Raw genomic sequence first — 22,952 nt, forward strand, 5'->3', positions numbered from 1 at the left:
GATCAGCGGGTCAGAGCTGCGAGCCCGCACCGCGGCGGCGGACACCTGCGGCGACGGCCACCCCGCCGGCGGCGAGGAGGGCCAGCGCGAGACCGAGCAGACCGGCCACATCGCTACCGGTCCGCGGCAGCGGCTTGCCGTCACCGGGGCCCGGGCCGGCGCCCGGGTCGCTGCCCGGCTGAGTCGGCGTGGGCTCGCCGCCCGGCTGGCCCGGATCGGTCGGGGTCGGCTGACCGGGCTCGGTGGGCGTCGGCTCGGTCGGGGCCGGCTCATCGGCGGTGACCTCGACGTTCAGCTCGGCCGAGTACGGCAGCGGCAGCGGGTTGTCGTCCCACCAGGTGGCCTGCGGGTCGGCCTGCAGCTGGACGCCGATGGTGGCCGCACCTGCCGCTGCGTCCTCGGCGGCGGAGAAGGTCAGGGTCAGGGTGCTCTCACCGGCAGGCAGCTCGTCGATGACGAGCTCTTCCTGCGCGTTGAACGCCTCGACCAGGTCCTCGTCGTCCAGACCGCCGCGCAGCGCCCCGAGGAACGCGGCGTTGGCGTCGGCTCCCTGCACCGTGACGCCCTCGGGCAGGTCCACGGTGACCCGGAACGGACCGGTCACCGGCTCCGCGGAGTCGGCCACGATGTAGGCCTCCGCAGTGCCGCCGGCCGGGATCCGCAGCGGGTCCTCATCGGCGCCGAAGCGGACCTCAGCGGTGCCGTTGGCGATGATGTCCAGGGCCAGATCGGCCTGGCGCTCGTCGTGGTCCGGGGAGACCGGGGTGTTCTCGGTGAAGTAACGCTCCCAGACCTCGAAGTCGGTCAGGCCGGACTGCTCCCACTCGCCGTTGGCGAACGAGGTGAAGTTGTCGCCGCCGGCGGCCAGGAAGCTCAGCGTCGCCACGCGGTAGGTGGCCTCGGGGTCGATCTCCTCGCCGTTGACCGCGGCGTAGACGATCCGCTGCTCGGCGTCGTCGGAGGAGTCGTAGACGACCTCCAGCTCCTCCGAGATGCCCAGGTGCAGGAACGGACGGGCGCTGCCGGCCGGCTGCCACTGCTCCTCCAGGACGCCCAGCACATCGGCACCGGTCAGGGTGACCACGCCGTGGTCGTTGGCGAAGGGCAGCACCGCGTTGAGCTCGGCGACCGTCACCTCGCCGGGTGCCTCATCGGCGTACTGGTCGTCCACCAGCAGGTCCGTGCGCAGGCCGCCGGGGTTGGTGAGGGCGAAGTCCGAGCCCTCCAGCTGCGAGTACCCGGTGCCGGCCTGCAGCGCATCGGCGACCAGGTTGCCCAGCGTCGACTCGGCGCCACGGTCCTCGGCGCCGTCGGCGGTGAAGGCGCGGGTGATGTCCTCGGTGATCTCACCGACCACGCGGCTGCCCAGCTCCTGGGCGGTCTCCACCGCGTCGTTCACGATGGCCTCGACCTGCTCGACGACGGAGTTGCGGAAGCCCTCGTCCGCGGTCGGGACGTTCTCCAGGACCTCCGTGGTCCAGTTGCCGGACTCATCGGCGCTCAGCACGATCCGGCCGACGTTCTCGCCGTAGCTGCCGGCCTGGATGACCGGGCGGGTCCGCTCGGGCTCACCCGGGACCGGGGCCTCCCAGGCGTACTCCACGTGGGTGTGGCCGGTGTAGAAGGCGTCGACGGAGGCGTCGGATTCGGTGATCAGCTTGCCGAACTCGGGGTTGGAGGCGATGCCGGCGTCCACATCGGAGGTGACATTGGAGCCCAGGTGCGCCGAGACGACCGTGAGGTCCGGCTGCTCGGCTTCCGGCAGCGCTGCGATCTCCGCGACGGTGCGGTTCACGGCGTCCGTCGGATCGCCGAACTCGATGGCGTCGATGCCGCTGGGATCGACCAGGCTGGCGGTCTCCTCGGTGACGACGCCGATCACGGCCACCCGGACCTCGCCGGCCTCGACGATGGCGTAGGAGTCGATCGCCTCCGGGACGTTCTGCGTGCCGCGCTCGTAGACGTTGGCGCCCAGCCACGGGAAGTCCGTCTCCGGGTTGACCCGGTCGGCGATGTCCGACCAGCCCTGGTCGAACTCGTGGTTGCCCAGCGCCGCGACATCCATGCCCAGTGCGTTGTGGATGTCCAGGACGGGCTTGTCCTGCTGGCTGGAGGACACGTAGGTGGAGGCGCCGATGTCGTCGCCGGCGCTCAGGAACACCGTGGCGGCCTCGGACTCGGCGCGGAGCCGTTCGACGGTGGCGGCGAGGTCGACGCCTGCCTCGGCGACGCGGCCATGGAAATCGTTGATGCCCAGGAGCTGGACTTCGGTGCCGGGCTCGACGGCGCCGGCGGGCGAGACGCTCAGGGCGAGCGCCGCGGCCGGGGCCAGGAGCACCGCGGAGAGCGCTCCGGCTGTGGTGGTCTTCTTGTTCACGATGGGGATCCTCCGGTCTGATCACGCGGACATTCCCTTAGCCTGCCAGATTTCAGCGGACGCACAGACTACTTTCCGGTGAACATTAGGTTTCTCCCCTTCGGATGCCTCGATCCTGACAGCTGCATCGACCCCTTCAGCCGAACAGATCGTTCAGCCGCGCAGGTCGTTCAGCCGCGCGGATCGTTCAGTCACCGCAGCCCTCGGCGTATCAGCCGCCCCGGTGCTGGCCGCCTCGGCGGGTATGAGCCGTCTCAGCCGCGGCGACGAGGGCTCGCCGGCTGCGCGAGCCCGGTGTGGGCCAGCGCCAGGAGGCTCAGGAGGGCGGTGGCGCCGATGACGAGCAGGAAACCCGCCTCATGACCGCGTGCCTCGACCACGACTCCCGCCACCGCAGACGCGCCCGATTGGCCCACGATGACGGCCGAGGCCATCGCCGCCATCAGCGTCGTCACGCGCCCGGCCGGGGCCGACTGCGCGGCAAGGCCGAAGAGCGTGACCAGGACCGGCCCGATTCCGCAGCCGGTGACCAGGAGCACGGCGACCATCGCCGGCACCGTGGCGGCCAAGGGGAGCAGTACCGCACCAGCGAGCGCGACCAGCGCGAAGACCAGCCAGCGGTGACGCAAGGCGAAACCGGGCGGCAGCAGGACCACCGCGAGCGCCATCACCGCGGAGGTCAGCCCCATCGCGCCGTAGGCCAGACCGGTCTGGGCGCCATCGGCGACGGCACCCATGAAAGCGGTCAGAGAGGTCAGCGTGGAACCGAAGAAGAGGCCCACCGCGCCCATGCCCAGCACCGGCAGGACGCACACCGGCCGCCACAGCGAACGCAGCGGGGCGAGGTCCCCGGCACCGCGCGCGCCGGGCGCCCGGGCCGGACCGAACTCGTGCGTGGAGTGCAGCGCGAACGCCGTCACGCAGCCGATCGTCAGCACCGCCGCGGCGATCAGCGGCGCCGTCGGCAGCAGCAGGCTGGCCAGGGCGCCCACCAGGACGGGACCGAAGACGAAGACCAGCTCATCGGCCATCGACTCGTAGCTCAGGGCCGCCTGCGTCGCCCTGGGCCGGCGGTCCGGTTCCACCCGCGCGGCGATCATATTGAGCCATCGCACCCGGACCATGGGGCTGATCTGCGGAGAGCTCGCGCCGATGAGGAAGCCAGCGGCCAGCAGCCAGCCGTCCGGGGCCTCCCTCAGCAGGACCGCCACGAGCGCCAGCAGGGCGGTCCCGTTGACCAGTCCGGCGGCCAGCAGGACCGGTCGCTGGCCGTAGCGGTCCGCGAGCATGCCCACGAGCGGGCCGATGAGAGCGGAGCCCACCCCGACGAGTGCCGCGGTGGCACCGGCGGCGGCGTAGGAATCCCGGGTGAGTGACACCGCGGTCATCACGCCGACGATGCTCATGGCGAAGGGCAGACGGCTGGCCAGGGCGATCGGGAAGAAGGAGGGCCCGGCCACGCGCAGGAGGGCGGTGAGCACCGCACAAGTCTACCGGTCTCCCCCCGACCGGCTGGCCGGAGGAGGCCGCGCGATGGACGACCGTGCTTACTGGGCCACGAGGTTCACGCCGAGCAGAGCCAGCACGCCGAACAGGACGCCCCACAGGATGATCGAGATGGTCTGCCAGAGGATCACCCGGGACTTCGAGGCGCCGATGCCGACCATCAGCATCGAGGTGATCTGGCTGGGGAGGATGGACTGGCCCAGCAGGCTCACGCCGGGAACGCCGAAGCGGTCGAACATGCGCATGAACCGCTCGCGCCGCTTGGTCGGCTCCTTCTGCGAGCGGGCAGCCATCCGGCGCTGCACCCCGGCGCCGAAGGTGACGAGACCGAACATGCACAGCCAGTTGCCGATCACTGCCGCCGGCACGGCCAGCCAGATCGGCAGGCCGGCCAGCACGCCGATCATCGAGCCGAAGTAGGACTCGACGAAGGGGATGGCGCCGGCGAACGCGATGACCAGCATCTGCAGCCAGGTGTCGACGGTGGCGGCCTGCTCCTGCAGCCAGGTGATCACGAGGGGTTCCATGGTGTGCGTCCTTCCGGTCGTGCGTCTGTCTCGGGTACGTCTTAAGTCCATCAATCCAGGCCGGCGGCGGGTAGTGCGCTTTAGGCCGTGATCTGCGGGAACTTCTCACCGCCCGGTGCTGACAAATGTCACGCCGGGAGCGGGGAGACCCCGGGTGCCGCACCGCCCCCGGGCCGATGCCGCGCCTCCCCCGGGCCGGCACAGCGCCGGGGCGGGGGCGGGTGCCGGACTGGCGCGGGGCCGATCTGTTTGAATTGAGGGCATGACAGCACCGCGCGCCCTGGACCTCGGTGAGTTCGTCGCCGCCTCGCCCTCCTCCTTCCATGCCGCCGCCGAAGCCGCCCGCCGGCTGACGTCGGCCGGCTTCGAGGCCCTGGACGAAGCGGAGGACTGGACCTCCCGGCTCGGCCCCGGCCACCGCGGTTACGCGATCCGCGACGGAGCGGTCATCGCCTGGGTGATCCCCGAGGGCGCCGGTCCCGCGACGCCGTACTCCGTCATCGGCGCCCACACCGACTCGCCCGCCTTCAAGCTCAAGCCGAGCCCCACGCTGCGCGCGCACGGCTGGGTGCAGGCCGGCGTGGAAGTGTACGGCGGCCCGCTGCTGAGCTCCTGGCTGGACCGGGAGCTGACCCTGGCCGGGCGGCTGGTGCTCACCGGCGGCGAACAGGTTCTGACCCGGGTCGAGAAGATCGCCCGCATCCCGCAACTGGCGATCCATCTGGACCGGGAGGCGAACGCGGGCCTGGCGCTGGACAAACAGCGGCACACCCAGCCGGTGCTCGCCCTCGCCTCCGGCCCGCACACCGATGTGCTGGCGCTCCTGGCCGAGGCGGCGGGCGTGGACCGCAAGGAGATCGCCGGCTACGACATCGTCACCTGCGATGCGCAGGCACCGGCGCTGTTCGGGGCGCATGAGGAGTTCCTCGCCTCCGCCCGCCTGGACAACCTCTCCTCCGTGCACGCCGGCGTCGCCGCCCTGGCCGGCCTGGAGCCCGCGGAGGCGGCGGGCATCGGCGTCCTGGCCGCCTTCGATCATGAGGAAGTCGGCTCGGCCACCCGTTCCGGAGCGGCCGGACCCTTCCTGGAGGACGTCACGGCGCGGATCTCCCACGCCCTGGGTGCGGACGACGCCCAGCGGCGCCGGGCGCTGTCCCGGTCGTTCTGCCTTTCCGCCGATGCCGGGCACGCGGTGCACCCGAACTATCCCGAACGCCACGATCCGGCGAACCTGCCCATCGCCGGAGGCGGGCCGCTGCTGAAGATCAACGCCAATCAGCGCTATGCCACGGACGCCGTCGGCGCCGCCCGCTGGCACCGCGCCGCCGCAGCCGCCGGGGTCCCGGTTCAGGAGTTCGTCTCCCGCAACACCGTGCCGTGCGGCTCCACCATCGGCCCCATCACCGCGACCCGGCTGGGGATGGTCACGGTGGACGTCGGTCTGGCGCTCCTGTCGATGCACTCGGCGCGGGAGATGTGCGCCGTCGCCGACGTCGCCCATCTGGGCGACGCGCTCGCCGCCTTCTACCGGACGGAGTGAGGTCATGGCGCAGGGCTCCACGATCGTCTTCCTCGTCTTCTGCGCGCTGGTCGGAGCTTTCGCGCTGTCCCTGGCGGTGCGGCGGGTGCTGGGCACGCACGTCGGGTTCCTGCGTTCCTACCTGGGCGGGATCGTCGCCGTCGCCAGCCTGTGGCCGGTCACGCTGCTGTTCGCGCAGCCGGTCGGGATGGTCGATGCCGACGGCAATCTGATCGGCTCGGCGCCGCTGGCGGTGTTCTCCGCCCTGCTGGCGCTGCTGTGGACGCTCGTGGCGGCGCTGGCGTGCGTCGTGGTGCTGGAGGCGCTCGCCCCGACGGGCTCGGTGCCCTCGCCGCTGGAGCTGATGCGGATGGCGGTCGCGGCGTTCCGCCGCACCCGCCGGCTGGCGCAGTTCGCCAGGATCGTCTCCCGCACCGGCCTGTCCCATGCGATGCGGTTCGGCCCGGACAGCTCCGCCTTCGCCCCCGCGCTGGTGGAGGCGCTCAACCGCTTCGGCGTCACATTCGTCAAGCTGGGGCAGTTGCTCTCCACCAGGCAGGACCTGCTGCCGGACGCCACCACCCGGGCGCTGGCCAGCCTGCAGTCCGATGCCGAACCGGTGCCGACGGACGTGATCAAGAAGGTGATCGCACGGGATCTGGGCGCCGATGTGGACGAACTGTTCACCCGTTTCGAGGACCGGCCGCTCGCGGCGGCCTCGGTCGCGCAGGTGCACGAAGCCGTCATGAAGGACGGTGACAGCGTGGTGGTGAAGGTGCAACGGCCCAGCGCCCGTGCCCAGGTCCGCGACGACTTCGACATCCTCCGCCACGCCTCCCGGATGGCCGAGGCACGGTTCCCCTGGGCCCGCAGGATGGGACTGACTTCCCTCGTCGAGGACCTCATGGAGTCCGTGCAGCGGGAGCTGGACTATCGCCAGGAGGCGGAGAACACGCGCGCGCTGGAGACCTCCCTGCGCAAGCAGTCAGGCATCCGGGTGCCGCATGTGCGGCCGGAGTTCACCTCGCCGCGGGTGCTGGTGATGAGCAAACTGGAGGGGGTGCCGCTCTCACACGCGCAGGAGCGCGTGGCCCGGCTGGACGAGGCGGACCGTCTCCGGCTGGCCCGCGATCTGATCGAGGCGCTGATCGACGGGATCTTCGTCCACGGGGTGTTCCACTCCGATCTCCATCCGGGCAACATCATGCTGTTGGACGACGGCCGCCTGGGACTGCTGGATTTCGGCTCCATCGGCGTCCTGGACTCCGACACCCGGCAGGTGCTGGCCGCGCTGATCTACGGCGTGATGACCGATGACGCGATCACCGCCACGGATGCGCTGTTCCTGGCGTTCGATGTCCCGGACGAGACGGACCTGGACCAGTTGCGACGCCAGGTGGGCCGGGAGATCGCGCTGGTGCAGAACCAGGACCAGATGGATGCGGCGCTCTTCGGCCGGCTGTTCGCGATCGCCCGCGAGCACGGCATCGGCGTCCCCAGCGGCATCGCGGCGGCGTTCCGCACCCTGGCGGCGGTGGAGAAGTCGCTGCTCCTGCTGCACCCGCGCATCTCCCTGCTGACCGCGGCCCGGGACCGGATCGGCAGCGTGCTGCGGGATCTGCACTCCCCGCGACGGCTCGCCGAGCAGGCGATGGGCAGCGCCGCGATCCTCACCAGCGTGCTGCGCCGGATGCCGCTGCGGGCGGAGGAGGTCACCTCGGCGCTGGCCGATGGCACCTTCACGGTGGACGCCCGGCCGTTCGCGGATCCGACCGACCGGGCCTGGATGCGCAGCCTGGTGGACGACGGCATCGCCTCGATCCTGGCGGTGGCCGGGCTCATCACCTCCGCCCAGCTCATCACGAGCGACAGCGGACCGATGCTCACCGGGAGCCTGTCCCTCTACGCGATGGCCGGCGTGGCGCTGGGCTTCGGATCCACGATGCTGGCCTTCCGCGCGATCGTACGGGTGTTCCGCCGGTAGCCGTCGGGTGGAAGACCCGGCTCGCGTTCACTCGCCGCGTACAGAACACGAGCTTCCTCCCACAACACACTCGTAGTGCCAGGACCACACCGTAGACGGTGGTGTTCTGGCACTCACGGCATGTTTTGTCAGTACCGGCGTGTGATGCTCAGGCACCCCGCGCAGGTCAACGGCTCAGGCGCTCCCGCGCAGGGCGGCGGCAAGAGCCTCCGGCTCGGTGATCGGCAGGCCGCAGGTGCGGTCGCGGCAGATCACGGCCGCCCGGCGTTCTTCTTCGGGCAGTTCCTCGGGCTCGGGGTCGATCAGCAGGCCCGGTGAGGGCGCTTCCCAGCCCAGCCGGCGCAGCGCCGGGCTCCGCGAGGCCAGGCGCGGGTCCCCGGCAGCGCGGGTCTCGGCCTGGGCGAGCCCCCAGCTGCCGCCGCGCGGGGCCTTCAGCGCGAAGATGAGAAAGCCGCGCAAGGCGTCCTCCCGCAGGGCGGCCAGGCGAACCGTAAGGGGGTCATCGGCGCTCAAGAGCCCCGCGAGCATACCGGCCGCCTCCGCCAGCAGCGCCCGCCCCGAGGGCACGGCGGTGTCATTGGAGTCACTGGTGCGCACCACCAGGAGGCCGTCGTCCGGCGCATCGAAGATCCGGTTCGTGCCGTCCCCGTCCTCGCCGGTCTCGACGAAGCGTTCGAGGGCCGCAGCGATCACCTCGCGGGCGGTGCGCAGGTGTCCCGGATCGCCCTCGGCGGAGTACAGCGTAGCCGCCGATACCGCGAGCGCAGCGTAATCCTCCAGCACGCCGTCGCCGCCGATGCTGCCCTCCAGGGACGCCCTGGCCAGGAGGCCCTGCCGCCAGTGAGTGCGCAGGAGGTAGGACTGGGCGTCTCGCGCCGTCTGCATCCAGTCGGGACGCTGCAATGCCTGGGCGGCATGGGTCAGGGCGGTGACCGCCAGAGCGTTCCAGGAGGTCAGGACTTTGTCGTCGCGGGCTGGTTGAGGCCGGCGCTCCCGTGCGGCCAGCAGCCGGTCGCGCACCGAGAGCCAGCGCGGGTTCTGCCACGGCCGGGTGCCGGCGCGCTGGTCACCGGGACCGTCGAGGTCGCGCAGCGCGGGCATCTGCAGCACCGAGCGGCCGTGCTCGAACGTCCCCTCCTCGGTGACGGCCAGGAACTCCGCGGCCCATCCGGCATCGGCGCCCAGCGCCTCGTCCAGATCGTGCCGGGACCACACGGCGAAAGCGCCCTCGCCGTGGGGCGGCGTGTTGCCGCGGTGCGCTTCCCCCTCGTCCTCGCACGCGGCCGGCAGTTCTGAGTCCGCGTCGAAGGAGGCGGCGAACGCCCCGCAGTCCAGCCGGAAGCCGCTGGTGAGGAACCCCGCGGTCTGCTCGATGAGATAGCGGGCCAGGTCCGCGTTGCCGGAGCCGGGGTCGAGTTCGTTCTCGGCACGCCACCAGTCCACGGCGGCGCGGAGGATCAGGGCGTTGTCGTAGAGCATCTTCTCGAAGTGCGGCACCACCCATTCACGATCCACCGAGTACCGGGCGAAACCGCCGGTGAGGTGATCGTGGATGCCGCCGGCGGCCATCTGGCGCATGGTGAGGGCGACGACGTCGAGCGAATCGCTGCGCTGGCCGGTTTCCGCGGTGCGGGCGTGGTGGCGCAGCAACTGGATGAGCGTCATCGGCGGCGGGAACTTCGGCGCCGGGCCGAAACCGCCGTGCTCCAGGTCGATCTGGTCCAGCAGTTGTTCGGCGGCCGCCTGCAGCTCGGTCTCGCCGGGGACGGGCAGCGCCTGGCCGTCAGGGGTGCGGGCTTCGGCGATGCGGGACTGCTGGGCGATGCGTTCGGTGAGGGAGCCGGCGATGCCGCTGACCTCGTCCCGGCGATGGCGCCAGGTCTCGTCGATCGCGCGCAGCACCTGCTCGAAGGAGGGCTGGTTCTGCACCGGCCGCGGCGGGAAGTAAGTGCCCGCATAGAACGGCCGGCCGTCGTGGTCGGCCCACGCGGTGAGCGGCCAGCCGCCCTGGCCGCGCATGGCCTGCAGCGCGGACATGTAGATGGCGTCGACCGCCGGGAGCTCTTCACGGTCCACCTTCACCGGCACGCAGGTGGCGTTGATGACATTGGCGGTGTGCGGATCCTGGAAGGACTCCCGGTTCATCACATGGCACCAGTGGCAGGAGGAGTAGCCGATGCTGATCAGCACCGGCACGTCCCGGCGGCGGGCCTCCTCGAACGCCTCACGGCCCCACGGCCACCAGTCCACCGGGTTCTCGGCGTGCTGGCGCAGGTAGGGGCTGGACTCGTGTGCAAGCCGGTTCGCCATGGCTCCACCGTAGCGGGGTACGCCACCGCCGATACAGGGCAGGCGCCCACAGGGCCCGCTTCGCGCGGGATCGCTCCATTGGCCGGGCTCTAGCGGGAGCGCGCTTCGCGCGGCGCCGCACTGACGCTGCACAGAACACCCCGCTAGTGACAGAACAACCCCGTAGACGGTGGTGTTCTGTCACTACGGTGGTGTTCTACCACTGAACTGGTGTCGCATCGTGATACCGCCGAGACTGGATGACGATGGACCGCCCCAGTCACCGGTCGAGCGGTTTCTCGCCCGGTTTCAGGGGGCGTATGCGCAAAGCGGAGGTCCGTTCGTCCACCGACACCTGCGACACCGCACGCCAGCCATAGCCGTCTAACTGCACCCACAGCTTGTCCCGGTTGATATCGGTGCGGTTCCCTTTCGCGTACACCAGCCACACCGCACGCATCGGAGCGAGTCGTTCAAGGTGCTCGCCCAGCACAGTGTTGACGGCTTCGCGGTCATCGACGTGCAGCAGCCCGATGTCGGATTGTTCCGCTGACCCGATGTGCGGGCTCGCGGCGGCCGCAAGAGATTCTGGGAGCCGACGGGCATCGGGCCACGCCCAGATCTGCGAGCTTTCCTTGATCCGGAGTTTCTTCGCCAGCGCTGCGCTGTCGCTCATGTCTTCTTCCTCTGCTCCGTCGCCTCGATGGTGTGCAGCACGGCGGTCAGGATCGGGTCGATCTTGGGCCACCCCCGATTGAGGAAGAAGCGCGCGAACTCCGCGCCCAGTCCTTCGAAGCCTTCCTGAAGGAACTCCAAGCGACATCGTCTCGGTCCGAGCTCGACCACGGTGAAGGTCACGATGGTGTCGATCGGCCCGCCACGCCACGACCATCTCATCCGGTGCGGAGCGTCGATCTCCAGGACCTCCAGGTGCACGGTTCCGTCGAACATCGGCGCCGGGTCCGTCGTCATGGTGAATCTGTGGCCGACCTCGGCTCGGAAATCATTGGGCATGAACCAGATGGCCAGCAGATCACGATCGGTCAAGGCACGCCATAGGGTGCTCGCCGGCACGCCGTATTCGCCGGTCTTGTAGATCCTGCTCATGTGCTCTCCTCGTCGAGGTCTTCTAGCAATCGGCCAAGGCGCGCAAAGCGCTCGTCCCAGAAGGCATCCAGATGCACCAGCCAGTCCGCGACCGTGCGCAACGGCGCGGGGTTGATGCGGTAGACCCGCTTCCTGCCCTGTGAGGTGCTGTCCACCAGCCCGACTTCCCGCAGCAGGGACAGCTGTTCCGAGACGGACGGCTGAGCTATTCCAAGCTCCCGGGTCAGTTCAGCGACCGTGAGGTCTTGCTGGCCGAGGAGCTCCAGGATCAGACGACGCCGCGGATGACCCAGAGCGCTGAAAACATCCGGAGTCGAAGCAGGACGAGCCATGCGTCCATGATCATAGGTTTTTACCTATGCGTCAAGAGTTTCTTGGAGGTCCGTTCGACGTTCCGGTACGGCGTTCTTGGCAACCGCCAGCGACGCCGCACCGAGGATGCGCTGAACACCACGCGAGTGACAGAACACCCCGCTAGTGACAGAACGACCCCGTAGACGGTGGTGTTCTGTCACTACGCGGTTGTTCTGCCACCGGGCGGTCAATTCGGCCGACGCGGCCGGCGCTCAGCCGGAGTACGAGGCGGCGGGGACTCCCGGCACGGTCGTTCCGGCGACCAGTACCCGGCCATCATGGCGCTCGGGAGCGTCGAGCCCGTGGGCGGCCGTCGTCACCAGAATCCGGTACGGCGGCGCGGGGCTGATCGCGATGCTGGTCGGCTGCGTAGCCGGCACCGGGATCCGTTCCCGCAGCACTCCGTCAGGACCGTAGCGATGGAGACATGAGGCTCCCCAGACCGCCACCCAGAGACATCCCTCGCCGTCGACGGTCATCCCGTCCGGGCCGCCCTCCGTCAGGCGGGCGAACTCCCTGAGTTCCCCGAGTGCCCCGGCCCCGGGCGTCACGGCCGCGGTGAAGATCCGTCCCGCCGGGGTGTCCGCGAGGTACATCGTGCCACCGTCCGGCGAGAAGGCAGGGCCGTTGGGGATCGTCAGGCCGTCCAGGACACGGTGCACGGAGCCGTCCCGATCCGCCCGGACGAGGAATCCGGCTCCCTCCGTGCCGTCGTAGGGCATGGCACCGGCCCAGAAACGCCCGTCCGGATCGGCTACCGCGTCATTCATCCGCATTGCCGTGGCCCGGCCTGCCGCCGGGCGGGCCAGCCAGCTCTCGGCACCATCGGCTCCGATGCGCACGATGCCCTCCCCCGCCGCCGCGATCCAGCCACCGGCCGCCTGAGCCACCGCACCCACCGGCACATCGCTTCGGTGGACCACTGCCGGGGCCTGCCCGGATTCGCCGTCCGAGCCGAACACGACACCGGCAAGGAGATCCACGAACACGAACCGGCCGTCGATCCAGCGCGCGCCCTCGCCGAGTTCCAGACGCTCATCGCTCAGCGGACGCCATGGCGTACACACGGCACTCATCGCAGGGCCCCTCCTTCCGCGGCCCGCAGCAGCGGCAACTCAGACCTGAACGGCAGCCCCTCCCAGTCACCGCGGGACGCCACCGCGAATGCCCCGAGCGCAGCGGCGCGGTCCATCCGGGTGGCAAGGTCGGCGCCGTCCAGGACACCGGAGAGATACCCGCCGCTGAACGCATCCCCGGCACCGATGGAGTCCACCGCCTGCACCGGACGGGCCGGCACCTGCATCTCGCCCTCTTCCGTGTAGGCACGGGCACCGTGCGCACCGTCCTTCACGATCACCTCGCGGACGCCCTGCCGCAGGAGCGCCGCTGGTCCGTCGGCTACCAGCGACAACTCGTCCGGGGAGGCGATGACGAGGTCCGCCAGCCGCACCAGGGAGGCCAGCACCGGGGCGGCCTCCTCTGCGGTCCAGAGCCGGGACCGGTAGTTCACGTCCACGCTCACCATCGCGCCCTGACGGCGGGCACCCTCCAGAAGCGCGTGCGAGGCTTCGGCCGCCGACGGTGAGAGGGCGGGGGTGATGCCGGTGAGGTGGACGATGCGCGGCTGCAATGCGAGCGCCGCGGGCACGTCCTCGGGGCTCCAGCGGGAACCGGCGGAATCGCGGCGGTGGTACTCCACGCGGGTGAGGTCCGGCAGGCGCTGTTCGAACAACAGCAGGCCCGTCTCACGTTCCGGATCGCGCACCACGGCGGAGACGTCGACGCCCTCCGCGGCGAAGGTGCGCAGCACGAGGTTGCCCGACTCGTCGTCGCCCACCCGGCCGGCCCATGCCACCCGGTGACCGAGACGGGAAGCCGCGATCGCCACGTTCCCCTCCGCACCCGCGGTCGAGATCGTGGCGCTGCCGCCGAGCCGCAGCAGGCCGGTACTGCGCAGCGCGATCATCGTCTCTCCCGCGGTCAGCAGGTCCACCGTCACGCCTCCACCGTCTGAAACCGTCACGCCTTCACCGCCTGAAGGAACTCGCGGGCGCGGACGCGCAATGCGTCCAGGTCGCCGCCGTCCGGTGCGTCGCCGCACAGAGGGCTGGCCACACCGACGGCCACGGCGCCGTGTGACAGGTACTCCGGCACCTGCGCGGCGTCCACGCCACCGACCGGGACGAATGGCACATCGGGGAACGGCGCGCGCAGGTCCTTCAGGTAACGAGGGCCGAACACGGACGCCGGGAACACCTTGACCGCATCGGCGCCCGCATCGCGCGCGGCGACCACTTCCGTCGGGGTCAGCGCCCCGGCCAGGACCGGCACGCCCCGGCGGACGGCCGCCGCCACCGACGGTGCGACGGCGGGCGTGACGATGTACGTCGCCCCGTGGGACAGCGCCGCCTCGACATCGGATTCGCTGAGTACAGTGCCGGCGCCCAGTTCAACATCCGGGCCCGCCGCCTCGGCGATCCGCCGGATCACGTCCAGCGCCGAGGTGCTCGTGAGGGAGACCTCGAAGAGCCGGACCCCTTCCTCGGCGAGGGCCAGCGCCGAGGCGACGCTCGCGTCCGCGTCCGTACCGCGGATGATGCCCAGCAGGCGGGCTTCGCTCAGGGTCTGCAGGAAAGTCATGCGATGCTCCTTCGCAAGGGGACAGAACAGGACACGGGCGAGGGCGTCACCATTCGGCGAACGAACCGTCCGGATGTGACCAGCGCGGGGTGTGCCAGCGGTGGCCGTGCGCATCCGCCGCCCGCACGGCCTGCTCGTCCACCTCGATCCCCAGCCCGGGCGCCTCCCAGCGCTGGACGTGTCCGCCCGCGAAGGCGAACGGCGCGCGGTCCACGACATAATCGAGCAGTTCCGCGGAACCCTCGTTGTAATGGATGCCGATGGACTGCTCCTGCAGCAGGAAGTTCGGCGTGGCGAAGGCTACCTGCAGGCTGGAGGCCAGGGCGATGGGTCCCAGCGGGCAATGCGGCGCCAGCGACGCGCCGAAGGTCTCGGCCAGGGCCGCGATCCGGCGGACCTCCGAGATGCCGCCGGCGTGCGAGAGATCGGGTTGCACCACGGCCACCCCGGCCTGCAGCATCGGCAGGAACTGACCGCGATCGTAGAGCCGCTCGCCGGTGGCCACGGGAACCGTGCTGGCGGCGACGACATCGGCCATCCGCATCCCGTGCTCGTTCAGGATCGGTTCCTCCGCGAAGAGCGGTTTCAGCGGTTCCAATGCCGGAAGCAGCCGCCGGGCATCGGCCACCCCGATGCGACCGTGGAAGTCGATGCAGATGTCCGTCTCGTCGCCCACCGCGGCGCGGACCTGCGCGACCCGCTCGACGGCCTCCCTCAGGGACGCCGCGGTCGCCATCGGGTCCCAGCGTCCCGAGAGGTTCATCTTGATGGCCGTCAGGCCCGCTTCCTTCTGGGCGAGCGCGCCCTCACCGACCGCGGCGGGAGTGTCACCACCGACCCAGCCGTACATCCGGACGCGTTCACGGACCGGTCCGCCCAGCAGCATATGCACCGGCAGGCCAACCGATTTGCCCAGGATGTCCCACAGGGCCTGATCGAGTCCGGCGACGGCGCTGGAGAACACCGGTCCGCCGCGGTAGAACCCCGCCTTGGTGAGCACCTGCCAGTGGTGCTCTATGGCCCGGGGATCCTCACCGATCAGGTACCCGGCCAGCTCACCGACGGCGGCACGCACGGTATCGGCCCGTCCCTCCACCACCGGTTCACCCCAGCCGACGAGTCCGTCGTCCGTCTCGATCCGGCAGAAGACCCAGCGCGGCGGCACCGCGAACGTCTCGATCCGCGTGATCTTCACGCGCCCCGCCCTTCCTCTTCCAGTACGCGCGCCGCATCGGCGACGCTCTGTTCCAGCAGTGCCCGGACCGCGTCCGTGGCCGCCTCCGGGTCTCCCTCGGCGATGGCGTCCACGACCCGGCGGTGGCTCGGCACGGGGTCCTCCACGGCGTGACCGTGGACGAGTTCGTCACGCAGCGCGAGCGCCGGCTCCACGAACACGCTCATCCGGGCGAACAACTCGTTCCCGGTGGCGCGCAACAGCGCCTGATGGAATCTCAGGTCAGCCTCCGCCATCTGCGCGGCGGTGCCATCCACCGCATCCTCCATCGCCTGCAGCGCGGCACGCAGGTCCTCGACCTCGTTCTCCTGCCGCCGGCGCGCCGCGACGGCGGCGGCGCTGGGCTCGATGGCGGCCCGGACCTCGGCCAGATCCTTCAGCAGCGCACCGGATTCCCCTGAGGCGTGCCGCCAGCGGATCACATCCGCGTCGAGCACGTTCCAGTCCGTCCGGGGACGCACGAAGGTGCCGCGCTTCTGCCTGGCATCGAGCAGGCCCTTCGCCGTCAGCACTTTGATCGCCTCACGCAGCGCGGTCAGGGAGACGTCGAGTTCCGCGCCGATGGCGTTCAGGTCAAGGGTCTGTCCCGGCGCCAAGCCCCCGCTGACGATGCGCGCGCCGAGGATCTCGACGGTATTGCCGTGTACACCGCGTCCGGTGTAGCTCTTCACGTGTGGTCCCCTTCCGATGCTGGCATACCGTGTCTCACGACGAGTTCTTCGTGACGCTCCAGCCGCCGTCCACCGTAAGCGTCGCGCCGGTGATGAACGAGGCGTCGTCGCCGATGAGGAAGGCGATCGCCGCAGCGACCTCGTCCGGGCTGCCGAGGCGCCCGAGCGTCGTCTCGGCGGCGCTGCGCGCGATCTCGTCCTCGGTGAGACGGTCCCACTGCGCCGTGCGGATCGGGCCCGGCGCCACGCAGTTGACCCGGACTCCGGACCCGTACTGCACCGCCAGCTGCCTGGTCAGCCCGGTGAGCCCGGCCTTCGTCGCGGCGTAGGCGGGCACGTCCGGAAGCCCGAAGAAGGCGTGCACCGAGGAGACGATCACCACCCTGCCGGGACGGGCGGCGCGCAGCCCCGGCAAGCAGGTGCGGACACCGTGGAAGGTGCCGGTCAGATTGACGTCCAGCTGGCGCTGCCAGGACTCGGGTGTCATCCGGTCGATGGGGGTGGGGTCGGTGATGAGCGCATTGGAGACCAGGCCGGTGACCGGCCCCAGGTCTGCCGTGACGGCACCGACGATCCGTTCCCAGTCGCCGGGATCGGAGACGTCGCCGGTATAGCCGCGGGCCTGCGATCCCAGCCCGGCCGCCACCTCGATGACCTCCGGATCGCGGTCCATGAGCGCCACCTGCCATCCCTGTCCGGCAAGACAGCGGGCGGTCGCCTCGCCGATGCCGCGCGCAGCGCCGGTGATGAGGGCCGTACCGGTCATGGCTGCCCCTCTCCTGGTTCGGGCCGGGGTACGGCCCCGGCCGCATAGGTTTCCGCCGACGCGGTGCCGGCGGGTTCGTCCGGTACGACCACCAACGGCGTCCCGGCCCGGGAGGCGTCGAGTTCCAGGCGTATCGGTTGCCCGGCGGTCACCCGCGCCAGCGGCACCGCAGCCGCTTCCGGCACGAGCCGGCCGGAGACGTACGCGTGGAAATCAACCGTCAGGCGGCCGCCCGGGAGGCGTCGTGCAGGGCCCCAGTGACCGGCCTCGGCGACCTCACGGACCGGCGAGGTGCCCGCGGCGGCACCACAGCGGAACTCCAGGGACGCGCGCTGCCCGGGGACCAGCTCGGTAAGCGGTCCGAGCACTTCGATCTCCACGATGCGGTGGCGGGGACGCAACCCGCCGAGGTGCTCCAGCGGCTCGTCCAGCGGGTATTCCATCCACACTTCGGCGCGGGAGCCGCCGTCCGGGTAAGAGGCCCCGCCGTCGACGGGGAACACCTGGGTGGAGGCGGTGCCACCGGCGACGTGCGCGAGCCACCCCACGGCGGTCGGGAAGCCCAGCTTGCCCACGACATCCTGGTGCGCCAGATGGACAACATCAGCGCGGACGGCCTGATAGGCAGGCGCCGCAGTACCGGTGACCAACTCGACCGGATCGGGATCCCGGTCTGCGGCGACGGCGATCCAGACTCCGCCGTCGCCGGGAGCCCCGGCCCGGCGCTGGGTCACATTCCACAGCGCCCAGCGGACCGGGATCGCGCTCGCGTTCTCCGCGCTCAGGGACACCTGGTACGCCGACTGCCGTGGCCGGAGGGTGAATCGTCGCTCCAGTCGCAGGCCGGTACGCTCATCGGGCCGGCTCCGCATGACGACCGTGACCGCGCCGTCCTGATGGGTCTCGGTGTCCCATGCATAGGGTCCCGAGTCCAGGACCGGATCGGGAGGGCCGGCCCACTCTTCCGGGCCCGACCAGCCCTGCGGTGCCGGCCAGGTCTTGTCGCCGCCGTAGTTGATCCACGCGTCCATGTTCCCGTCGTGAGGCACCACGTGGTGGCCCGGACGGGGACGGAGCCGGTCGTCCAGCAGCGATTCATCGCGCCAGAGCGTCTCCTGCCCGTGCAGGCGGACGCTCAGCAGGCGCCCCCCGGCGGCCGGGAGGAAACCCATGCGCAGGATGCCGTTGTCCAGCCACAGCGCCTCAGGGGCGTTCTCGTCGCGTTCGACCGTCAGCGTGACTCCGCCTGTCACACCTCTCCTTCCGACTGGAACACGACTTTGCCCCGGCTTGCTCCCGCAGCGAGGGCGAACGCCTCGTCCGAACGTTCCAGCGGGAACCGGTCGCTGACGATGCGCTCTGGGCGGATGCCCCAGGCCACGAGATTCCGCGCCAGCTCTGCCATGGCCGGCAGCGAGGTCACCCAGGAGGCGTGGAGCGTCAGTTGCTTGTGCAGCAGCGTATCCGAGACCTCGGTGGTGAGCTCGCCTCCCTCGCCGACGAGGGAGACATGCCCCCATTCGGCGGCGGCCTGCAGCGCCGCCGAACGGCCCGGGGCGCTGCCGGAGGCGTCGATGGCGAAAGCGAAGCCGCGGCCCCCGGTGCCGGCGACCGCCTCGTCAAGGCGGTCCGGAGCGTACACCGCGTCGAACGCTCCCGTCTCCATGGCCCAGGCGCGGCGCCGCTCGGACGGTTCGATCCCCACCACGGTACGCGCTCCCATTCCGGACCCGATCAGTCCGGCGGCGAGCCCGACCGGTCCGAGACCGACGACCAGGAGATCGCCCTCCCCGGAGACCCCCACCCGGCGCAGGCCCTCGTATGCGGTGCCGAACCCGCAGGCGATGAGTGCTCCGTCGACGTAGGACAGTTCATCGGGCAGCGGCACGCAGGTGCGTTCCTCCGCCAGGAGATAGGGCGCGTTGCCACCGTCCCGCTGCCAGCCGTAGGAGGCTCGGCTCTCAGCGCTGCACGAGATGAAGTAGCCGCGGCGGCAGTTGTCGCACAGCCCGCAGCCGGCGATGTGGTAGACGATCACACGGTCGCCCGCGGAGAAACGACGGCAGTCAGGCCCGGTCCTGATGATCCTGCCGGACGGCTCATGGCCGCTGACCACACCGCGGTACGCCGGGCCGTCGACGCCCTTGTGCGTCTTATAGCCCCGGTAGATGTACCCGATGTCGCTGCCGCAGATTCCCGAGGCGCCCACCTGGATGAGAACCTGACCCGGTCCCGGCTCCGGCACGCCGAGTTCTCTGAGCTCCGTGCTGGAGGTGCCAGGCAGGTAGACGCCGCGCATCGTGGCGGGAACCGCCTCGTTCATCAGTTCACTCCTCAAATCGTCTCGTCACTCAGCTCGTTCTCGTGGCCGCGCCGCGCCGGCCGGCCCAGACGTTGATCAGCACGGCGCCGACGATGATGACGCCGCGGATCACATCCTGCAGGAACGAGTCGACGCCGAGCAGCACCAGGCCGTTGCCGATGACGGTGATGAATACGACGCCCAGGAACGTCCCGAGCAGGGACCCGCGACCGCCAGCCAGTGCGGTGCCGCCGATGACGACGGCGGCGATGACGTCGAACTCGAGTCCGGCCGCGGCGCTTCCGGAACCGGCGCCGAGCCGGGCGGCCAGCAGCACGCCGGTGATCGCCGCCAGCAGACCGGTCGTGGCGAAGAGCGCGACGCGGACGCGGGAGAGGTTGATGCCGGAGAGCTCGGCCGCCGCGGCGTTGCCGCCGATCGCGTAGACCGCCCTGCCGTAGGGCGTGTACTTGGCGATGTAGACGAACACGAGCAGCAGGATGACCATGACGATCGCCGCAGTGGGGATACCCAGGATCGACCCGCCCAGGACGTCCATGAGCCCGCTCTCGGGCAGCACGACCGGGAGCGCGTCGGTGAGGTACAGACCCAGGCCTCCCAGGACGCTCCACAGTCCGAGGGTCGCGATGAACGAGGGCACCCCGAATCGTGCCCGCAACCAGCCCGCGAGCGCGCCCCAGCCGGCGCCGAGGACCAGGGTGAGCAGGATCGCGCCGCCGATCCCGAGTCCCCATTGCGCGCTTCCGAGCGCGACCAGGACGGAGGAGAACGCCACGGCCGGACCGATGCTGATGTCGATCTCGCCGGAGATGATCACCAGGGTCACGCCCCAGGCGGCGATGCCGATCGTGGCGGCGTCCCTGAGCATGCCCAGCTGGTTGCTCGGGCTGAGGAATCCGGCAGCGGTGACGCCCAGGATCACATAGAGCAGGGCGATGGCGATGATCAGGCCCGCCTCATTGAGACGGTGCCCGCGGAACACGGCGCGGACGCCGGACGGCGCCGCAGGTGCAGTGGTGGTCATGTCAGCTCTCTCGTCGTCTTCGTAAGAGTTCAGGTGGTCGCCATCGCCGCAGCGATGACCGAGTCGGTGGTGATCTCATCGCCGGTCATCTCCCCGGCCAGGCCGCCGTCGCGCAGGATCAGCACGCGATCGCATACCAAAGGCAGTTCTTCCAGCTCGCCGGAGACGAACACGATCGCGGCACCGCGATCGGCGAGTTCCCGGACCAGGCCGTAGATCTCTTCCTTGGCCTGCACATCGACGCCGCGAGTGGGCTCGTCGAGCAGCAGGATGCGGCTGCCCGCATGCAGCCACCGGCCGATGACCGCCTTCTGCTGGTTGCCTCCGCTGAGGTTCACGATGGGCGTCTGGGGCCCGGCGGCGGCGATGCCGAGCCGCTGGATCAGCGTGCGCGCGGTCTCCCGCAGCCGTCGCCATCCGATGGTCGGGCCGGTGCTGACACTGCGGTAGTCCGCCAGGGTGAGGTTCTCGTCCACACCGAGCAGCGGGATGATCGCCTCGCCCTTCCGGTCTTCCGGGGTGAGGCCGACGCCGAGGCGTTTCATGGCGCGCGGCCGGACCGCGGCGAGCCGCTCCCCGGCCACCGTCACCGTGCCTGCCGCAATGGACTCGAACCCGGCCAGCGCGCGCAGCAGTTCGCTCCGTCCGGCGCCCATCAGCCCCGCGATGCCCAGCACTTCACCGGGGAACACGTCGAAGGACACGTCCTGGAGCTTCGGCGGGACATGCAGTCCGCGTACGCGCAGAAGCGGTGTCACATCGCGGTCCACCTCGCCGGTCACGAGCCGCTCCACAGACTGAGCCGTCTCGCCCAGCATCAGATCCACGACCTGTTCGGTGGTCACGTCTTCCAGGCCGACGGTCTCCACGATCCGGCCGTCGCGCATCACGGTGGCGCTGCTGGCAACCTGGCGGATCTCGTCGAGCCGATGGCTGACGTAGATGACGGCCACCCCGCTCTCCGCGATCCGCCGTACCGTTTCCAGCACCGTCTTGACCTCACTGGCGGCCAGTGCGCTGGTGGGTTCGTCCAGGATGAGGAGCCGCGGTTGCCGGCGGACGGCGCGGGCGATCTCCACCAGCTGCTGCTCGGCAAGGGGCAGCTCCCCGACGGTGGCGTCCGGGGATATCCTCAGCTCGAGTTCACCGAGGACCCTGGAGGTCTCGTCCCGCATCCGCCCGTAGTCGATCCGCCCGCCCTGCAGCGGCCAGCTGCCCAGGAACAGGTTCTCGGCCACGGAGAGCTGCGGCACCAGGCTCAGCTCCTGGTGGACCGGCTGGACGCCCAGCTCTCCGGCGCGGCGGACGCCGCCGTCCAGGGGCTGGCCGTCCACGACGATGGTGCCCGCATCGGGCGTTTCCACCCCGGAGAGCAGCCGGATGAGCGTCGACTTGCCCGCTCCGTTGCGGCCCAGCAGTGCGCGCACTTCCCCGGCACGGATACTCATGTCCGCGTCCGTGAGCGCCTGGACCCCCGGATAGTGCTTGGTCAGCCCACTCACGGCGACCACGACGCCGGGGGCGCGCTGAATGTGCTCGGTCATGCTCTACGTCCTCCTCGACGTCTGGTGTCGCGCGCTCGGGTCACGGGATGCCGTCCGGATGCGTCTCGATCCATTCGAGGCCGGATTCGGCGGTGGCGTACTCGTCGATGGGTGCCGGGACGATCACGTCGTCCGGTTCCGATCCGGCGAGGATCTGCAGGGTCACCTCAGCGGCGAGATCGCCGACCTTGATCCCGGAGATGTCCGTGACGCCCTTGAGAATGGTGTTGTCCGCGAGCATCTGCGCGGCCTGGGTGGACATGTCACCGCCGAAGACGACGGTTTCCCCGGTGAGCCCGCGCGCCCGGACGGCGCGCACCGCGCCGAGCATCTGGGAGCCCGCCTCGCCGTAGAACGCGTCGACGTCCGGATGCGCGGTGATGATCTGCTCGGCTCGCTCCACGGCCTCGTCGAGGGTCAGGCCCTCCTGGTTGGCCACGATGGTCGCGCCGGGCACCTGCTCCAGGAGCGCGGCTTCGAACCCTTCACGGCGCTGGATGCACACCTCGAACTGCTCGCAGTTCACGATCGCGACCTTCGGCTCCTCGATCCCCTCGTCGAGGAAGTACTGCGCCATCTGCCGTCCGGAGGCGGCGCCGAACTCGGTCGGGTCGCCGAGGATGTAGGCCGAGACGAACTCCTCCGTGGCTTCGTCAGTGACGCAGGTGTTGTAGCAGATGACCGGGACCCCGCTCTCATGCGCGAGTTCGATCGCGGGGATGGACGCCGTGGCGGAGGCCGGCGACAGGATCAGCGCATCGGCCTGAACCGAGCTGATGGTGTCGACGAACGTGCTTTCCCGGGATGCATCGGATTGGATGTTGGTCTGGATGAGCTGCGGTTCGCGCTCGGAGTCCTCGAAGCCTGCGGTGAGGCCACGTTGCACGCCGGCGTAGTATCCCTCCGCGTTGAGGTAGATGACGCCGATGCGGCCCTCCGAGCCGATCTGCGGCCCGCAGCCGGCGGTGACGAGGGCCATGCACAAGGCCAGCCCTGTTGCCAATACGTTCTTCATTGAGCGCACAAGTCCTCGTTGTCTCGAGCCGTCACGTACTCGGACCAGTGTCATGGCAGGAACTCGGTGCTG

The 22,952-nt window shown here is 70.4% G+C and carries 20 protein-coding genes; 2 read left to right on the forward strand and 18 right to left on the reverse strand.

All coding sequences use genetic code 11. The annotated features are described in order from the left end of the window. Positions 1-10: 10 nt before the first annotated feature. From IEW13_RS03000 to IEW13_RS03010, 3 genes are all read right to left on the reverse strand, one after another. A complete protein-coding gene (locus tag IEW13_RS03000) occupies positions 11-2,377 on the reverse strand; it encodes a bifunctional metallophosphatase/5'-nucleotidase (protein ID WP_188549440.1) in 2,367 nt (788 codons plus the stop codon). Positions 2,378-2,631: 254 nt separating this feature from the next. Beyond that, positions 2,632-3,858, reverse strand: a complete 1,227-nt coding sequence (locus IEW13_RS03005; RefSeq protein WP_188549441.1) for an MFS transporter — start codon at positions 3,856-3,858, stop codon at positions 2,632-2,634. Positions 3,859-3,924: 66 nt separating this feature from the next. Continuing rightward, entirely contained in the window at positions 3,925-4,410 is a 486-nt protein-coding gene (locus IEW13_RS03010; RefSeq protein WP_188549442.1) for a hypothetical protein, read from the reverse strand. Between the two features lie 262 nt (positions 4,411-4,672). On the opposite strand from IEW13_RS03010, the gene IEW13_RS03015 reads away from it, so the two are divergent. Next, positions 4,673-5,950 (forward strand): M18 family aminopeptidase, encoded by a 1,278-nt coding sequence (locus IEW13_RS03015; RefSeq protein ID WP_188549443.1) that lies wholly within the window; start codon positions 4,673-4,675, stop codon positions 5,948-5,950. A gap of 4 nt (positions 5,951-5,954) precedes the next feature. Continuing rightward, positions 5,955-7,913 carry an ABC1 kinase family protein gene (locus IEW13_RS03020; RefSeq protein ID WP_188549444.1) on the forward strand — a complete coding sequence of 653 codons (1,959 nt, stop codon included), beginning with the start codon at positions 5,955-5,957 and terminating at the stop codon, positions 7,911-7,913. A 174-nt stretch (positions 7,914-8,087) separates the two neighbouring features. Here the strand turns inward: IEW13_RS03020 and IEW13_RS03025 are convergent, their stop codons facing one another. From IEW13_RS03025 to IEW13_RS03095, 15 genes are all read right to left on the reverse strand, one after another. Continuing rightward, positions 8,088-10,223, reverse strand: coding sequence for a thioredoxin domain-containing protein (locus IEW13_RS03025; RefSeq protein ID WP_188549445.1), 2,136 nt, complete (start codon positions 10,221-10,223; stop codon positions 8,088-8,090). 259 nt (positions 10,224-10,482) lie between these two features. Continuing rightward, complete coding sequence (locus IEW13_RS03030; protein ID WP_188549446.1) at positions 10,483-10,878, reverse strand: hypothetical protein; 396 nt, start codon at positions 10,876-10,878, stop codon at positions 10,483-10,485. Beyond that, on the reverse strand, positions 10,875-11,309 hold the full coding sequence (locus IEW13_RS03035; RefSeq protein WP_188549447.1) for an SRPBCC family protein: 435 nt from the start codon (positions 11,307-11,309) through the stop codon (positions 10,875-10,877). The genes IEW13_RS03030 and IEW13_RS03035 overlap by 4 nt, the downstream gene beginning before the upstream one ends. Continuing rightward, positions 11,306-11,641, reverse strand: a complete 336-nt coding sequence (locus IEW13_RS03040; RefSeq protein WP_188549448.1) for an ArsR/SmtB family transcription factor — start codon at positions 11,639-11,641, stop codon at positions 11,306-11,308. The genes IEW13_RS03035 and IEW13_RS03040 overlap by 4 nt, the downstream gene beginning before the upstream one ends. 234 nt (positions 11,642-11,875) lie before the next feature. After that, positions 11,876-12,739, reverse strand: coding sequence for an SMP-30/gluconolactonase/LRE family protein (locus IEW13_RS03045; RefSeq protein ID WP_188549449.1), 864 nt, complete (start codon positions 12,737-12,739; stop codon positions 11,876-11,878). Beyond that, a complete protein-coding gene (locus IEW13_RS03050; RefSeq protein ID WP_229744891.1) occupies positions 12,736-13,686 on the reverse strand; it encodes a sugar kinase in 951 nt (316 codons plus the stop codon). Before IEW13_RS03050 ends, IEW13_RS03045 begins: the two co-directional genes overlap by 4 nt. Beyond that, positions 13,683-14,303 carry a bifunctional 4-hydroxy-2-oxoglutarate aldolase/2-dehydro-3-deoxy-phosphogluconate aldolase gene (locus tag IEW13_RS03055; RefSeq protein WP_188549450.1) on the reverse strand — a complete coding sequence of 207 codons (621 nt, stop codon included), beginning with the start codon at positions 14,301-14,303 and terminating at the stop codon, positions 13,683-13,685. The genes IEW13_RS03050 and IEW13_RS03055 overlap by 4 nt, the downstream gene beginning before the upstream one ends. A 46-nt stretch (positions 14,304-14,349) precedes the next feature. After that, positions 14,350-15,498 carry a galactonate dehydratase gene (gene dgoD, locus IEW13_RS03060; RefSeq protein WP_188549451.1) on the reverse strand — a complete coding sequence of 383 codons (1,149 nt, stop codon included), beginning with the start codon at positions 15,496-15,498 and terminating at the stop codon, positions 14,350-14,352. Further along, positions 15,495-16,208 (reverse strand): FadR/GntR family transcriptional regulator, encoded by a 714-nt coding sequence (locus IEW13_RS03065; RefSeq protein ID WP_188549452.1) that lies wholly within the window; start codon positions 16,206-16,208, stop codon positions 15,495-15,497. Before IEW13_RS03065 ends, dgoD begins: the two co-directional genes overlap by 4 nt. A gap of 34 nt (positions 16,209-16,242) precedes the next feature. Then, positions 16,243-16,974 carry an SDR family NAD(P)-dependent oxidoreductase gene (locus tag IEW13_RS03070; RefSeq protein ID WP_188549453.1) on the reverse strand — a complete coding sequence of 244 codons (732 nt, stop codon included), beginning with the start codon at positions 16,972-16,974 and terminating at the stop codon, positions 16,243-16,245. Next, positions 16,971-18,227, reverse strand: a complete 1,257-nt coding sequence (locus tag IEW13_RS03075; RefSeq protein ID WP_229744892.1) for a DUF4380 domain-containing protein — start codon at positions 18,225-18,227, stop codon at positions 16,971-16,973. The genes IEW13_RS03070 and IEW13_RS03075 overlap by 4 nt, the downstream gene beginning before the upstream one ends. Continuing rightward, positions 18,224-19,297 carry a zinc-dependent alcohol dehydrogenase family protein gene (locus tag IEW13_RS03080; protein WP_229744893.1) on the reverse strand — a complete coding sequence of 358 codons (1,074 nt, stop codon included), beginning with the start codon at positions 19,295-19,297 and terminating at the stop codon, positions 18,224-18,226. The genes IEW13_RS03075 and IEW13_RS03080 overlap by 4 nt, the downstream gene beginning before the upstream one ends. Before the next feature lie 28 nt (positions 19,298-19,325). After that, positions 19,326-20,321 (reverse strand): ABC transporter permease, encoded by a 996-nt coding sequence (locus tag IEW13_RS03085; RefSeq protein ID WP_188549454.1) that lies wholly within the window; start codon positions 20,319-20,321, stop codon positions 19,326-19,328. Positions 20,322-20,350: 29 nt separating this feature from the next. After that, a complete protein-coding gene (locus IEW13_RS03090; RefSeq protein WP_188549455.1) occupies positions 20,351-21,865 on the reverse strand; it encodes a sugar ABC transporter ATP-binding protein in 1,515 nt (504 codons plus the stop codon). A gap of 40 nt (positions 21,866-21,905) precedes the next feature. After that, positions 21,906-22,880 (reverse strand): substrate-binding domain-containing protein, encoded by a 975-nt coding sequence (locus tag IEW13_RS03095; protein ID WP_188549456.1) that lies wholly within the window; start codon positions 22,878-22,880, stop codon positions 21,906-21,908. Positions 22,881-22,952: the final 72 nt, after the last annotated feature.

It is taken from the genome of Sediminivirga luteola, from assembly GCF_014639315.1.
Lineage (GTDB): Bacteria > Actinomycetota > Actinomycetes > Actinomycetales > Brevibacteriaceae > Sediminivirga > Sediminivirga luteola.

Coding starts and splice junctions, on each gene's coding strand:
- IEW13_RS03010 (WP_188549442.1), bottom strand. CDS start 4,410: ATGGAACCCCTCGTGATCACCTGGCTGCAGGAGCAGGCCGCCACCGTC.
- IEW13_RS03015 (WP_188549443.1), top strand. CDS start 4,673: ATGACAGCACCGCGCGCCCTGGACCTCGGTGAGTTCGTCGCCGCCTCG.
- IEW13_RS03020 (WP_188549444.1), top strand. CDS start 5,955: ATGGCGCAGGGCTCCACGATCGTCTTCCTCGTCTTCTGCGCGCTGGTC.
- IEW13_RS03025 (WP_188549445.1), bottom strand. CDS start 10,223: ATGGCGAACCGGCTTGCACACGAGTCCAGCCCCTACCTGCGCCAGCAC.
- IEW13_RS03030 (WP_188549446.1), bottom strand. CDS start 10,878: ATGAGCGACAGCGCAGCGCTGGCGAAGAAACTCCGGATCAAGGAAAGC.
- IEW13_RS03035 (WP_188549447.1), bottom strand. CDS start 11,309: ATGAGCAGGATCTACAAGACCGGCGAATACGGCGTGCCGGCGAGCACC.
- IEW13_RS03040 (WP_188549448.1), bottom strand. CDS start 11,641: ATGGCTCGTCCTGCTTCGACTCCGGATGTTTTCAGCGCTCTGGGTCAT.
- IEW13_RS03045 (WP_188549449.1), bottom strand. CDS start 12,739: ATGAGTGCCGTGTGTACGCCATGGCGTCCGCTGAGCGATGAGCGTCTG.
- IEW13_RS03055 (WP_188549450.1), bottom strand. CDS start 14,303: ATGACTTTCCTGCAGACCCTGAGCGAAGCCCGCCTGCTGGGCATCATC.
- IEW13_RS03070 (WP_188549453.1), bottom strand. CDS start 16,974: ATGACCGGTACGGCCCTCATCACCGGCGCTGCGCGCGGCATCGGCGAG.
- IEW13_RS03080 (WP_229744893.1), bottom strand. CDS start 19,297: ATGAACGAGGCGGTTCCCGCCACGATGCGCGGCGTCTACCTGCCTGGC.
- IEW13_RS03085 (WP_188549454.1), bottom strand. CDS start 20,321: ATGACCACCACTGCACCTGCGGCGCCGTCCGGCGTCCGCGCCGTGTTC.
- IEW13_RS03090 (WP_188549455.1), bottom strand. CDS start 21,865: ATGACCGAGCACATTCAGCGCGCCCCCGGCGTCGTGGTCGCCGTGAGT.
- IEW13_RS03095 (WP_188549456.1), bottom strand. CDS start 22,880: ATGAAGAACGTATTGGCAACAGGGCTGGCCTTGTGCATGGCCCTCGTC.